Annotated in this window: 13 protein-coding genes; 5 read left to right on the plus strand and 8 right to left on the minus strand. The window is 60.7% G+C overall.

The genetic code is table 11. The features are described from left to right. Together ACP0KA_RS07900 and ACP0KA_RS07905 are read left to right on the plus strand one after the other, a co-directional pair. Window positions 1–309, plus strand: coding sequence for a YkgJ family cysteine cluster protein (locus ACP0KA_RS07900; RefSeq protein ID WP_424631511.1), 309 nt, complete (start codon window positions 1–3; stop codon window positions 307–309). Between the two features lie 56 nt (window positions 310–365). Next, the gene (locus ACP0KA_RS07905; protein WP_424628275.1) at window positions 366–548 is read left to right on the plus strand and encodes a hypothetical protein; all 183 of its coding nucleotides are present in this window, start codon (window positions 366–368) and stop codon (window positions 546–548) included. 21 nt (window positions 549–569) lie between these two features. Here ACP0KA_RS07905 and ACP0KA_RS07910 read toward each other — a convergent pair whose 3' ends face one another. The 7 genes from ACP0KA_RS07910 to ACP0KA_RS07940 form a co-directional block, all read right to left on the minus strand. After that, window positions 570–1,025, minus strand: coding sequence for a hypothetical protein (locus ACP0KA_RS07910; protein WP_424628276.1), 456 nt, complete (start codon window positions 1,023–1,025; stop codon window positions 570–572). A 289-nt stretch (window positions 1,026–1,314) separates the two neighbouring features. Then, window positions 1,315–2,010: a nitroreductase gene (locus tag ACP0KA_RS07915; RefSeq protein WP_424628277.1), complete on the minus strand. Its 696-nt coding sequence runs from the start codon at window positions 2,008–2,010 to the stop codon at window positions 1,315–1,317. Window positions 2,011–2,015: 5 nt separating this feature from the next. After that, window positions 2,016–3,260, minus strand: a complete 1,245-nt coding sequence (locus ACP0KA_RS07920; protein WP_424628278.1) for an acyl-CoA dehydrogenase — start codon at window positions 3,258–3,260, stop codon at window positions 2,016–2,018. Between the two features lie 17 nt (window positions 3,261–3,277). Beyond that, a complete protein-coding gene (locus ACP0KA_RS07925; protein ID WP_424628279.1) occupies window positions 3,278–4,405 on the minus strand; it encodes an acyl-CoA dehydrogenase family protein in 1,128 nt (375 codons plus the stop codon). An 85-nt stretch (window positions 4,406–4,490) separates the two neighbouring features. Then, entirely contained in the window at window positions 4,491–5,249 is a 759-nt protein-coding gene (locus ACP0KA_RS07930) for an SDR family NAD(P)-dependent oxidoreductase (RefSeq protein WP_424628280.1), read from the minus strand. A gap of 33 nt (window positions 5,250–5,282) precedes the next feature. Then, window positions 5,283–6,407, minus strand: coding sequence for a CaiB/BaiF CoA transferase family protein (locus ACP0KA_RS07935; protein WP_424628281.1), 1,125 nt, complete (start codon window positions 6,405–6,407; stop codon window positions 5,283–5,285). Window positions 6,408–6,452: 45 nt separating this feature from the next. After that, entirely contained in the window at window positions 6,453–7,175 is a 723-nt protein-coding gene (locus tag ACP0KA_RS07940) for a TetR family transcriptional regulator (protein ID WP_424628282.1), read from the minus strand. Between the two features lie 139 nt (window positions 7,176–7,314). Here ACP0KA_RS07940 and ACP0KA_RS07945 point away from each other — a divergent pair, with 139 nt between their 5' ends. Both ACP0KA_RS07945 and ACP0KA_RS07950 read left to right on the plus strand, forming a co-directional pair. Beyond that, window positions 7,315–8,487, plus strand: a complete 1,173-nt coding sequence (locus ACP0KA_RS07945; protein ID WP_424628283.1) for an acetyl-CoA C-acetyltransferase — start codon at window positions 7,315–7,317, stop codon at window positions 8,485–8,487. A 77-nt stretch (window positions 8,488–8,564) separates the two neighbouring features. Beyond that, window positions 8,565–10,112: an acyl-CoA synthetase gene (locus ACP0KA_RS07950; protein WP_424628284.1), complete on the plus strand. Its 1,548-nt coding sequence runs from the start codon at window positions 8,565–8,567 to the stop codon at window positions 10,110–10,112. A 6-nt stretch (window positions 10,113–10,118) separates the two neighbouring features. On the opposite strand, the gene ACP0KA_RS07955 is transcribed toward ACP0KA_RS07950, so the two are convergent. Beyond that, entirely contained in the window at window positions 10,119–10,727 is a 609-nt protein-coding gene (locus ACP0KA_RS07955; protein WP_424631512.1) for a hypothetical protein, read from the minus strand. Window positions 10,728–10,887: 160 nt separating this feature from the next. Between ACP0KA_RS07955 and putA the strand changes: the two genes are divergently transcribed. Further along, a complete protein-coding gene (putA, locus tag ACP0KA_RS07960) occupies window positions 10,888–13,896 on the plus strand; it encodes a bifunctional proline dehydrogenase/L-glutamate gamma-semialdehyde dehydrogenase PutA (protein ID WP_424628285.1) in 3,009 nt (1,002 codons plus the stop codon). Window positions 13,897–13,910: the final 14 nt, after the last annotated feature.

The raw sequence follows: 13,910 nt of genomic DNA on the forward strand, positions 1-13,910 counted from the left end.
ATGGATAATCCCTGCCAAAGCTGCGGCGCATGCTGTTCCTATTCGCGCAACTGGCCGCGCTTCACCATTGAAGACGATGCCGCGCTCGATCTGATCCCTGCGGAACTCGTCAACGAACGATTGTCCGGGATGCGGTGTGATGGAGAGCGATGCTGCGCGCTGGCCGGAAAAATCGGCGAGGCGACGTCATGTGGAATTTATGCCATCAGACCAGAGGTTTGCCGGACATGCATGCCCGGCGACGCTGAATGCGCCATGGCCCGCCGCAAGTTCGGCCTTCCGGAACTTGCTGGCAATTCTATCGGATAGTCGCGGAACGAAGCGGCTGTTGCGACGTCGACTCTCTCGAACAGGGAGCAAAGGCCATGTTGCAAACTGAAATTCACACCTACGCGCGGCAATTGATGGAGACATTCGGTCAGAATGCCATCGCCAAGGCGGCGGAACGCGCAGTGGAATGTGAAGCGCAAGGCAATACGGACCAGGCGAAAACCTGGCGAAGCGTTGAAGACGCATTGAAGAGCATGCGCGGCCCGCGCCAAGGCTAAGCCGGGTGCTCCGAGCGTCCGTTAGACCGATGTCGGTTCGGCGGCGGCCGCGGAGACGTCGTCGCTGGAAGCCGCGTGGGCGGCATTGGTGACATCATCCTCGTCGTCGAAATCATCGTCATTCACGTCGACGAAGGTGCTGAGCGGCGCGGTGGATAACGAAATGGAACGGCGGCTGCTTTGGGCGGACACCGGGCTCGTCGAGGGGGCTTCACGCGAGAGCGCGAAGAGCGTCGAACCGACAGTGCCGCCTTGCTCGGTCAGGTCTCGCTCGTTGCAGGATGCGGCGATCGCGAGGCTCAGCGAGTGCAAATGGGCGCGCCGATAGCAAAACAAAGCAAGCATAGCGCGTACATCGGAAGAGACGGTTTCCACCAGTTCTGCCAGTCCGTGCGGACTGGCGCGGTAGAGCGTTCCGAGGAACTCGTCACCTACGGGACAAGCATCGCTTTCAAAGACTGTTCGGCTCGACCACATGGCAAATCTCCCTGATGCGAAGGATGCAATGCAATATCCTAACGAGAGGTTAACCACCTTCGCCGGTACAGCCGTATGTTCACGTTTTATAGAGGGGTGTCGGAACGGCAACATATCCGGGCCGATTCGGCGCGGCTCGTTGTTTCCCGGCCAGGCTCGCGTCCCGAGTCCGAAGTTTGCATCCTTGCGCGGCAGCTTGGTTTGCGAACTTCAGCAAATTATTGATTTGGTTCAGAAGTCCGCATTCCAGACTCGCCGCACGAATGACGCGGACTTCTGAACCGCCACACTATTCTCCGATGAAAGTCACCGCCGCGGCGAGATCCGCCCGCCGCGTTCGATAGCTGTTGGCAGGATGGCTGTTGTCCGGATAGCCAAATGAAATCCCACACACGATACTTCGGTCCGCACCGAGGCCGAGATGCTCGCGAATCACATCCGAATGAGTAGCAAGTGCGGCTTGGGCGATTGTGGCTAGACCCATGGCTTCCGCAGCCAGCATGAAATTACTTACATACCCACCGCAATCGACCGCGCCATAGACACCAAGCGCCTCATCGCTTGTGATGATCGCCACATGAGGCGCCCCAAACAGGCGGAAGTTCTCAAGTGACTGTTTGCGGTAAGCGCTCTTGTCGCCGCGGGCGATTCCGAGGGCACCATACAGTTGAAATCCAGTTTCCCGCCGCCGGTCGAGATAAACGCCCCGGTATTCGCGCGGGAACGGAAAATCGCCGGCGTGCGGTGCACCGTCGCTGGCGGCTTTGTACATGACATCCGCGAAAGTACGGGCGGCGGTGCCGCTAAGAACGTGAACATGCCAACATTGACTGTTGGACCACGAGGCCGTTCGTTGCGCAGCCGTGAGAACGCGCTCGATGGTGGCGCGCGGAACGGGATCCGGCTTGAATGCGCGGCAGGAAAACCGTGCAGCCAGAAGCCTCTCCACGACCGGCATGTCGTTGTCATCCACTCGAGCGGGCATGGTGCTCAACGCCCTTTGGTCGGAATGGCGTTGAAGGGAACGTCCTTGTCGACACGGATATCGCCCGGCAGCCCCAGCACGCGCTCCGCGATGATGTTGCGCAGGATCTCGTCGGTGCCGCCGGCAATGCGATCGGACGGTGACCGCAACAGGATCGCCTGGAACTGTCCGGCTGCGGCGACACTGTCGGCATCGCTCAAGACGCCGGCCGCCCCCTGCAAATCCATGGCGAAGGTTGCGATGTCTTGCAGCATCGTGCCGGCCACGAGTTTGCCGATGGAATTCTCCGGCCCCGGGCGCTCCCCGCGCGACAGCGCCGAAATCGAACGGTAGCTGGTATATTTCAGGCCGCTCGCCTTGACCGCCCAGCTCGCCAGTTTCGAACGCACGTTCTTGTCGTCGATCGCGAGCCCGTCTTCCAGCATGAGGTTGCTGCAAAACGCGAACAGCTCGGGAAGGCCGGTCGACTGCCGCGCACCGATCGACATGCGCTCGTTCATCAGCGTTGTCAGCGAAACGTTCCAGCCGTCATTGACCGCACCTAACCGCTGCGAATCGGGAATCTTCACGTCGGTGAAATAGACCTCGTTGAATTCCGATTGACCGTTGGCCTGCTTGATCGGCTTCACCTCGACGCCGGGCGTCTTCATGTCGAGGAAAAACATCGTCAGGCCCTTGTGCTTGGGCTGGGTCGGATCGGTGCGCGTGATCACGATGCCGTAGTTGGAAAAATGCGCACCTGTGGTCCAGACCTTCTGGCCATTGATGATCCAGTCGTCGCCCTTCTTCTCCGCACGCGTGCGAAGTCCTGCGACGTCCGATCCGGCGGAAGGCTCGGAGAACAACTGGCACCAGATGTCCTCGCCGGATGCCAGTTTCGGCAAATACTTCGCTTTGTCCGCTTCGCTGCCGAATGCCATCACCGTCGGGCCGCACATGCCCTGGCCGATGAGAAAGACACCTTCCAGCTTGCCGTAGATGCCCTCTTCCTGCTGCCAGATCACCCGCTCGATGGGCGAAGCTCCGCGACCACCGTATTCCTTCGGCCAGTGCAGACACGCCCATCCGGCCTCGGCTTTTTTCTTCTGCCATTTCTTGGATTCGGCGAGGATGTCCCTGTCCTTCAGCGCAATGCGACCGACGGTCGGCTGTGACAACTCGGCTTCCAGTTCTTTGGGCGCATTGGCGCTGATCCAGGCACGTGCTTCGGCGCGGAACGCGGCTTCCTGCGGGGTGTCGTCGAAATTCATGATGCGATCCGATCCTCTTAGACGGCGTTGCGAAAGCGCATACGGTCGATCAACTGGCTTTCCCAGTAAGACAGACTGCCGAGCGAAAGCGCGAGCGCATTGGCACGCCGATAGTACAGGTGACAATCGAATTCCCAGGTGAAACCCATGCCGCCATGCACCTGGATGTTGTTTTTCGCGCAATGCTGAAACGCCTGCGTGGCGCTGATGCGCGCTGTCGCGGCCGCTTCCGGCAGTTCGGCCGCATTGGTCGACAACGCCCACGCGCCGTAATAGCAATTCGAGCGGGCCAGCGTCGCGGAGACGTACATATCCGCAAGCAAATGCTTCACTGCCTGGAATGATCCGATCTGCCGGCCGAACGCGATCCGGTCGAGTGCGTAATCCCGGCCCATCTCCAGCGCACGATCCGCACCACCAACCTGCTCGAATGCGGTGAGTACCGCAGCACGGTCGAGCACGCGCGTGAGAATGCTCCAGCCTTCGTTCGCCGCGCCAAGCGGCTCCGCCTTGCATCGATCGAAGATGATTTCCGCCTGATTGTGGGACTGATCGATGTTGGTCAATGTCTTGCGCTGAACGCCATCGCCACTGAGATCGACCAGAAACAAGCCAATATCGCTCTCACGGCCGGTTGAAGCCGTCCGCGCGGCAACGATCGCGAAATCGGCGATGGTGCCGTCCGCGACAGGCGCTTTGGTGCCGGAAACCGTGCCTTGCGAACCGGATACCTTGATCGTCTTGTGCGCCGGATTGCCTGCGCCCTCAAACAGCGCCAGCGCTCCAACAGCCGCGCCGGATGCAATCGCCGGAAGCCATTTTGCTTTTTGGGCATCGCTGCCCGCGAGCATGATGGCTTCCGCCGCCAGATAGATCGTCGAGGCGAACGGCACCGGCGCCAGTGCCCGGCCCATTTCTTCCGCGATCACGCACAATTCGAGGTAGCCTGCGCCGGCACCGCCAAACTGCTCGGGTATGGCAACGCCGAGGAAGCCCATTTCCGCGAGCCCTTTCCAGAGCGCGCGGTCATAGGGTTGCCTGCCCTCCAGCACGTCACGGACCGCCTTGGGCGGACAGCGCTCGGTTAGAAATCGCCGCGCTTCGTCGCGAAGTTGCTTTTGATCGTCGGAGAAATCGAAGTTCATGCGTTCCACCCGGAGTCTGTCGAAAGAAGGTCATCGGCGAGGGACTTGTTGGTGTTGTCACCCTCGCCGATCGGCGGCGATGCCGTTAGCGCGGCGCCATGCGGATCGCGCCATCGAGACGGATGACTTCACCGTTGAGCATCGGATTCTCGACGATATGCACGGCGAGATTGGCATACTCGCTGGGATCACCGAGCCGCGCGGGATGCGGCACCTGCTCGCCGAGGCTTTTCCGTGCTTCCTCGGACAATCCCATCAACAACGGCGTCAGGAACAGACCCGGCGCGATGGTCATCACGCGGATGTTGAGCGAGGCAAGATCGCGCGCCACCGGCAAGGTGAGACCAACGATACCGCCTTTCGAAGCCGAATAGGCGGCCTGACCGATCTGGCCGTCATAGGCCGCAACGCTCGCGGTATTGATGCACACGCCGCGCTCTTCACCGATCGGAGCCGCGGTCTGCATGCGCTCGGCAACCAGCCGAATGCAGTTGAACGACCCGATCAGATTGACCTTGATGATGCGCGAGAAGTGATCGAGCGGATACGCGCCGTTCTTGCCGACGGTCTTCACCGCGCCGCCGATACCTGCGCAGTTGACCAGCACGCGAATGGTGCCGTGCGCAGCCTCAGCCTTCGCAATCGCTTCCTTGACCGGCGCTTCTTCCGACACGTCGCCAACCAGCGCGAGACCCTTGATCTCGGCGGCGACCTTCTCGGCGCCCTCCTTGTTCATATCGATGACCGCAACCTTGGCGCCCTTGGCTGCCATGGCACGCGCTGTCGCGGCCCCCAGACCAGAGCCACCGCCTGTGACGAGAACCGAAATATCCTTGAGCTGCATCAGTTGTTTCCTGCTTTGGTTTTGAAGGTTGGATTACGAAACGTGGTTTGCAGTGACTTCGGACCACTGCATCAGAATGTCCGCAGCCTCGGCAGGCGGCGTTGCCGCCGATCCCTGGATCGCGGATGGCGTGCGTGAAAATCTGGGTGCGGGCGCAGGCTGAACACCGCCATGCGCGTCGACGAAGGTCTGCCGCGCGGCAAGATGCGGGTGCAAGGGCGCCTCGAACATTCCGACGACTGGCGCGGCGCAGGCGTCCGATCCCTCGAGGATCTTCGTCCATTCATCGCGGGTCCTGGTCTTGAACAGCGCCTTCATCTTCTCCTGTAGATCCGGCCACTGCTCGCGGTTCATTTGATTGTCGAAGCAGTCCTCGTCGAGGCCAGCAAGCGTCCGGAGCTCCGCGTAGAATTGCGGCTCGATGGCTCCGATCGCCATATACCGCCCATCCTTGCACTCGTAGGTGCGATAGAAATGGGCACCACCGTCGAGCAGGTTGGTTCGTGGCTTCTCATGCCAGTTCCCCAGCGCACGCATGCTGTGAAAGAGTGTGAGCATGTTGGTCACGCCATCGCACATCGCGGCATCGACCACCTGCCCCTTGCCGGAGGTCCGCGCTTCAATCACGGCGGCCAGGACGCCGACCACCAGGTAAAGTGCGCCGCCGCCATAGTCGCCGACAAGGTTGAGCGGTGACACCGTATCGCCGTCGCATGAGCGGAACGAATCCAGCGCGCCGGTGATGGCGATGTAGTTGATGTCATGACCTGCGGCGAAAGCGAGAGGCCCGGTCTGCCCCCAGCCTGTCATACGTCCGTAAACCAGACGCGGGTTGCGTTTCATTGCAACGTCCGGCCCAAGGCCGAGGCGTTCCATGACCTGCGGCCGGAATCCCTCGATCAAAATGTCGGCCGCCGCAATGAGATCAAGCGCCTGCTGGACGTGATCGGATTTTTTCAAATCGAGCTCGACCACCCGACGCCCGCGATGAACGAAATCGCGCGCGTCACGCTTGCCCTGTCCAGGCCGCGTAATGCAGACCACGTCGGCGCCCATGTCGGACAGCATCATCGATGCAAACGGCCCGGGACCGAGACCGGCGAATTCGATCACCCGTATGCCACGCAGCGGGCCCGTCGCCGCCGACTGCTCGTTCATTCATCCCTCCCAAATTTATTTTTCTTGTTTGTGAAAATCATCTTATCACGCCCGAACGGCCGGGCTTTCAATGATACGACCCGGCAGATCAGCCTTGTCCGTGAGCATGCCGCCAAGGATGAGATTGGTCATATGCGCGATATACTGCCGGCGAACGGCGTCGGTAATGCCATTCGCCCCGAAGCGCGCGCTCATCTGGCGCCCATAGAAAAGATGGTCGCAGGCGCCGACCAGACTTGTGTAGAACAGCGCCGGATCAACCTTGCGAAATTCTCCGGCGGCAATGCCTTCCGCGAGCAGCCTGCGCTGAAATTCAAACAACGGCGTGACAAAGAAGCGATTGACTTCCCTCGCCGTCTTCTCGCTGCCCTGATGCAACAGCAGATGGATCAGGCGATTGAGATAGGGGAAGCGGTAATAGGCATTGATGATGCCGGCGATGTGCCGCTTCAATTTCTCGGTTGGTGAAATCGGCTGATCGAGCACGAAGGCAAGGTTGGCCATTTCGGCTCCGGCATCGCGAGCGAGCAGCGCAAGCAACAGGCCATCCTTATTACCGAAGTGATATTTCACCAGCGCAGAGTTGACGCCCGATTTCTCCGCGATGTCGCTCAGCGAGATATCCGTTGAATTGCGCTCGATCATCAAGTCGCCCGCGGCCACCAGCAACTTGGCGGCCGTTGCATTCATCGGGACAGCGTCTTTTTCCGGCACTCGCTTGGCCGGCAACTGTCGTCTCGATGTTTTCGGACTCGGACTAGGCGACATTCGGAATCCTGTGCGCGCAAGGGAGATAGCTAAGCCGATGATCGGACGCCGCTCAAGAGTTAATTGACCGATTGACTAAACCCCGAACGGCCATTTTAATTCTCGCCAATCAACAAGAACGACAATCAGGGAGAATGGAATGGCCGAAGCCTATATCGTCGCCGCAGCCCGAACCGCCGGCGGCCGCAAGGGAGGCCGCCTCGCGGGATGGCATCCCGTCGATCTCGCCGCATCCGTGCTGGATTCGCTGGTCGATCGCACCGGCGTCGACCCTGCGCTGGTGGAAGATGTCATCATGGGCTGCGTGATGCAGGCCGGGGAACAATCGAACAACGTCGCGCGGAACGCGGTGATGGCCTCAAAGCTGCCGGAGAGCGTGCCCGGCACATCCGTGGACCGTCAATGCGGCTCTTCCCAGCAGGCGCTGCATTTTGCCGCACAGGCGGTAATGTCAGGTGCGATGGATGTCGTGATCGCCGCCGGCGTCGAAGGTATGACCCGCGTGCCGATGGGCCTGCCCGCCTCGCTTCCGTTCAAGAACGGATTCGGCTCCTATATGAGCCCTAACCTTCAGGAGCGTTATCCGAACATCCAGTTCAGCCAGTTTACCGGCGCGGAAATGATGGCGCAGAAATACGGCATCGAGAAAGACGAACTCGATGAATATTCCTACTACAGCCACCAGAAGGCGATTGCCGCCACACAGGCAGGCAGCTTCAAGGACGAGATCGTGCCGCTGCCGATCACGCGGGCCGACGGCTCAAGCGACACCCACGCCATCGATGAAGGCATCCGTTTCGACGCCAGCCTCGACGGCATCCGCAGCGTCAAGCTGCTGGCCGAAGGCGGACGCATCACGGCCGCCAGCGCCAGCCAGATCTGCGATGGCGCTTCCGGCGTGATGATCGTGAATGAACAGGGTTTAAAGGCGCTTGGCGTTGCGCCGATGGCCCGCATTCATCACATGACCATGATCGGCCATGATCCGGTGATCATGCTGGAAGCGCCGCTGCCGGCGACGCACAGAGCGCTGAAGAAAGCCGGAATGACAATCGACGACATCGACCTGTTCGAAGTCAACGAAGCCTTTGCATCTGTCCCCACAGCATGGCTCAAGGACACCGGTGCCGATCCTGCGCGGCTCAATGTCAATGGCGGCGCGATTGCGCTCGGACATCCGCTCGGCGGCTCGGGCACAAAACTGATGACCACGCTGGTCCACGCTCTGAAGCAGCGCAACAAGCGCTACGGCCTGCAGACCATGTGCGAAGGCGGCGGCATGGCGAATGTGACGATCGTCGAACGGCTTTGATGTCGTATAAAGGCGGGTGCATCACCCGCCTTTTTTGTTTACGCCGCATTTCGTAAGTCGCAGCAGGTCGCTTCAGCATGACCCATCCGTCTCTTCACGCGCAGTCGACGCCTGACAAGATCGCCTACCAGATGGCCATGAGCGGTGAGGCGATCACCTACCGCGAGCTCGATCAGCGATCGAACCAGGGAGCGCATCTGTTTCGCAAGCTCGGACTGCGCAATGGCGACCACATCGCCGTTCTGATGGAAAACTCGCTCGCATTCATGGAAATCTGCTGGGCAGCCCAGCGCAGTGGCCTCTACTACACGGCAATCAGCCGCTATCTCACCGCTGACGAGATCGCCTACATCGTCAAGGATTGCGGAGCCAAGGTTGTCATCACCACGCCGAAGTGCGGCGAGACAATCGCAGGATTGGTCACAACGAACGCGGACGCGTCCGTCTTCTTCATGACGGGTGAAGCGCGCCCCGGGTATCGTTCGTGGGACACCGAGCGGGCTGCGCAACCTGTAACGCCCATTGCCGACGAGACCGCCGGCTTCGACATGCTCTATTCGTCAGGCACCACCGGCCGACCAAAGGGCGTGAGGCGTGTCGCGACCGAGATCTCTGTCCTCGTGCCGAACGCTTTCCTGAGATATCTCTGCGTGGACATGTACGGCATGTCTTCGGACAGCATTTATCTGTCCCCGGCGCCCCTCTATCACGCGGCTCCCTTGCGCTTCAACATGATGGTCGGCGTGCTCGGCGGCACCTCGATCATCATGGAACATTTTGACGCCGAGGAATTTCTCAAGCTCGTCGAAAAACATCGCGTCAATGTTTCGCAACTCGTGCCGACGATGTTCGTCCGCATGCTCAAGCTGCCGAATGAGATCCGTACCCGCTACGACATCTCTTCCCTGAGATCGGCGATCCATGCGGCCGCGCCGTGTCCCGTCGAGGTCAAAGCGAAGATGATCGACTGGTGGGGGCCGATCATCGTCGAGTATTACGCCGGCTCCGAAGGAAACGGCGTCACGGTTTCAAATTCGAAAGAATGGCTGAGCCATCGCGGCACCGTGGGACGCGCCGTTGTCGGCAAGATCAAGATTGTCGATGACAACGACGAGGAGCTTTCCACTGGCGAGGTCGGCACGGTGTATTTCGCCGACGCGCCGCAGTTCGCCTATCACAACGATCCCGAAAAGACCAAGCGTGCCTACAACGCCAAAGGCTGGTCGACCCTTGGCGATGTCGGCTACGTCGATGCGGACGGCTTTCTCTATCTCACGGACCGCAAGGCCTACATGATCATCTCGGGCGGCGTGAACATCTATCCGCAGGAGACCGAAGATATCCTGATCACGCACCCTGCGGTCGCCGATGTCGCGGTCTTTGGCGTCCCGAACGAGGAAATGGGTGAAGAGGTCAAGGCCGTGGTGCAGCCGCACGATATGTCAGCCGCCGGCAAGGAGCTTGAAGCCGAGCTGATTGCGTTCTGCCGGCAGCGTCTATCGCCGATCAAATGCCCCAAGAGCGTGGATTTTGAAGCCGAATTGCCGCGGACGCCGACCGGGAAACTGGTGAAACGGCATCTGCGGGATCGCTACTGGGCAGCCGCGAGGAAAGCACGGGCGTAACCGCCCCTAGTCTTCCCGCAGCCATTTCTCCACCAGCATGACTTCCGGCGCTTGCAGGTATTTGGTCGTCCACATGTCGACGGACCACTCGATCCCGCTTTCCTTTTCCACAATGACGGCGGTGTTGTGCGGCAATTGAAGCGCGAGCAGGTTGCCGCGGTAGCGGGGATTGCCGACCCTGTGATGCTTCAGCAGCCCCCACTCCTGCAGCACCAATAAAAAGCTCGACGCGTTTCGGGTGGAATCCCAACAGTCGAAATTGCCGGCATCAGCGCCAGTCCGGATGTCCGCCCGCGCCACGCGCTTGTTGGTTCCGATCATCGGACCGACACGATGGTCGAACCAGATCACGGCTTTCTGAATAGCTGCGCGCTCGGCGGCGGCCGACGCCTTCCCGGCCGCCAGTATCTGCGTCAATTGCTTTTTGTCGCCGGCAGTAAAGTCGAGGAGTGCGCGGCGACGGCAGACAAAACCGTAGCAAATCGTCATCTCGCTGGCGTTCGGCGGATTGATCGAGACCGACGTATACAAGTCCGCCTGCTGCGGACTGAGTTGAAGGGCACGGGCCGGCAGCACACCGGAGACGAGACCAAACGTCGCCACAGCGAGGGCGATACGGGAAGAAAATCCAGACAACGGACTGCCCTGTTGATGTTCGTGACGAAGGAGTATGGCGGATTTGATGTGCGATCAACAGACAGATCGGTCATGCCACGAATATTCGGATGGAATTGTGGCAGTCTCCGCGATTAGGATTTGACCTCAAGAGGATGTCATGTCCACAGCACAGTCCAGCGCCCCCTCATTTTCTGCGCCTTACGCGGCAGATGACAATCAGATTGCGGCACGGCTGCTCGCCCTGCCGCCGCTGGCCCAAGAGCAGAATGCCCGAATTGATCACACCGCGGCGCGGCTGATCGAAGCCATCCGCTCCCGCGATGCCGGGTTCGGTGGCGTGGAGGACATGCTGCGGGAATTCGCGCTGTCGACCAAAGAGGGCCTAGCCCTCATGGTGATGGCCGAGGCCCTTCTGCGCGTTCCCGACACGGCGACAGCGGATCGCTTCATCGAGGACAAGCTGGGACAAGGCGATTTCGCCCATCACCAGACCCGATCGAGCGCCTTGCTGGTCAACGCATCGGCCTGGGCGCTCGGGATGTCGGCGCGGGTGATCCAACCCGGGGAGACCCCGAGCGGCACCATTGGGCTTCTCGCCAAGCGTCTTGGTCTTCCGGCGGTGCGCACGGCGACCCGGCAGGCGATGCGCCTGATGGGCAATCACTTTGTGCTGGGCGAAACCATCGAGGCGGCCCTTGAACGCGCCGGCAATGACCGAATTCACGGCCATCGTTACTCTTTCGACATGCTTGGCGAGGGGGCCCGCACAGCGACCGACGCCAAGCGCTATTTCGCATCCTATGCATCCGCTATTGATGCGATTGGACATGCGGCAGGCAGCAAGCCTCTGCCGGATCGCCCCGGCATTTCAGTGAAACTGTCGGCATTGCATCCGCGTTACGAACCGTTGAGCCGCACCCGAGTGATGGCGGAACTGGTTCCGCTCGTCACCAAACTGGCGCAACGCGCCAAAGCATTTGACCTGAACTTTACCATCGATGCCGAAGAGGCGGATCGGCTCGAACTCTCGCTGGATGTGATCGATCAGGTGTTTTCCGATGCATCATTCGCCGGCTGGGACGGCTTCGGTCTGGCTGTTCAGGCCTATCAGAAGCGCGCCGAAGCGGCGATCGATTATGTTCACGATCTGGCATCTCGCCATGACCGGCGCATGATGGTGCGTCTCGTGAAAGGCGCCTATTGGGACACCGAGATCAAGCGCGCGCAGGAACGCGGCCTTGACGACTATCCGGTGTTTACGCGCAAGGCGATGACTGACCTCAACTACGTGGCCTGCGCACGGAAACTTTTGGCGCTCCGCCCGCGCCTGTTTCCGCAATTCGCCACCCACAACGCGCTCTCCGTCGCGACAATTGCCGAACTTGCCGGCGGAAGCCGGGATTTTGAATTTCAGCGCCTGCACGGCATGGGCGACGCGCTTTATGCGCAGCTGAACGAGGACAAGCCGACCATCGCGTACCGGACCTACGCGCCGGTCGGCAGTCATCGTGACCTCCTGGCCTATCTGGTGCGTCGCCTGCTCGAGAACGGCGCAAACTCATCTTTCGTTGCACAGGCTTCGGACGATTCGATCCCCGTTACAGCATTGTTGGAGCGGCCGGAGGCCCTGGTGGGATCCGCGGACAATGCCCGCCTGTCTCATTTGCCGCGACCACGTGATCTTTATCTTCCTCGCATCAATTCGCGCGGCATCGAGTTCGGCGATCGAAACGCGTGCGATGCCCTGCTGCAATCCGTTGCCCGTGAAGCTGCCTCGCTGCCCGCGAAATCTTCGATTCACAGCTCAGATGATCCGGCGAAAGCAATGGTTGCTGCCCGATCTGGATTCACCGCGTGGAGCAGGACGCCTGCCGAGGTCCGCGCCGCGGCCCTTGAGCGCGCAGCCAATCTGCTTGAACACCGCATGCCGCGCTTCATCGCCTATCTGCAGACGGAGGGCGGCAAGACCATCGACGACGCGGTCTCGGAAGTTCGCGAGGCGATCGACTTCTGCCGCTACTATGCGATGGAAGGCCGTCGGCTGTTCGGCAATAACGTCGCGATGCCTGGCCCCACCGGCGAGACCAACTCCTTGCGGCTGCGCGGCCGCGGCGTGATCGTGGCCATCTCGCCGTGGAATTTCCCGCTGGCGATTTTTCTCGGGCAGATCACAGCAGGCCTGATGGCCGGCAACGCCGTCGTCGCCAAGCCTGCCGAGCAAACGCCGCTGATTGGTGCGGAAGCGATCAAGTTGTTGCATGAGGCCGGCATACCCGTAGCGGCTCTCCATCTGGTGCAGGGCGACGGCAAGACCGGCGCGGCACTGGTCACGCATCCCGATGTCGCAGGCGTCGTCTTTACCGGATCGACCGAAGTTGCGCGCGCGATCAATCGCGCACTCGCCGCAAAGGACGGCCCCATCGTGCCGCTCATCGCTGAGACCGGCGGTATCAATGCCATGATTGTCGATGCAACGGCCTTGCCCGAACAGGTCGCCGATGACGTTACAACATCGGCATTCCGCTCCGCGGGCCAACGGTGTTCAGCGCTGCGGTTATTATTCGTCCAGGACGATGTCGCCGACCGCATGATCGCGATGATCGCGGGCGCGGCGCAAGAGTTGACAGTCGGCGATCCGCGCGATCCGGCCACCCAGATCGGCCCGGTGATCGATGCAGAGGCCAAACAACGGCTCGACGCTTACATCGCCCGCATGAAAAAACAATCGCGCGTGCATTTTTCCGGCGCGGCACCTGCTGAGGGCCGCTTCGTTGCGCCGCATGTATTCGAACTGTCGAGCGCGACCGAGTTGACCGAAGAAGTATTCGGCCCAATCCTTCATGTCGTGCGCTACAAAGCCGACAAGCTCGGCGCTGTCCTGCAATCCATCGCCGCCGGCGGCTACGGACTGACGCTCGGCATTCACTCCCGGATCGATGAGACCATCGAAGAGATCATCGAGCGGCTTGCGGTCGGAAACATCTACGTCAACCGCAACATGATCGGTGCGGTCGTCGGCGTGCAACCGTTCGGCGGGCATGGCTTATCGGGAACGGGACCCAAAGCCGGCGGACCACATTATCTCGCGCGCTTCGCGACCGAGCAAACCGTTACGATCAACACGGCAGCGGCCGGCGGCAATGTCGCTTTGATGTCCGATCAATAGCGGCCCGGCACAGA

This window comes from Bradyrhizobium sp. SYSU BS000235 (assembly GCF_049747295.1).
Classification (GTDB): domain Bacteria; phylum Pseudomonadota; class Alphaproteobacteria; order Rhizobiales; family Xanthobacteraceae; genus Afipia.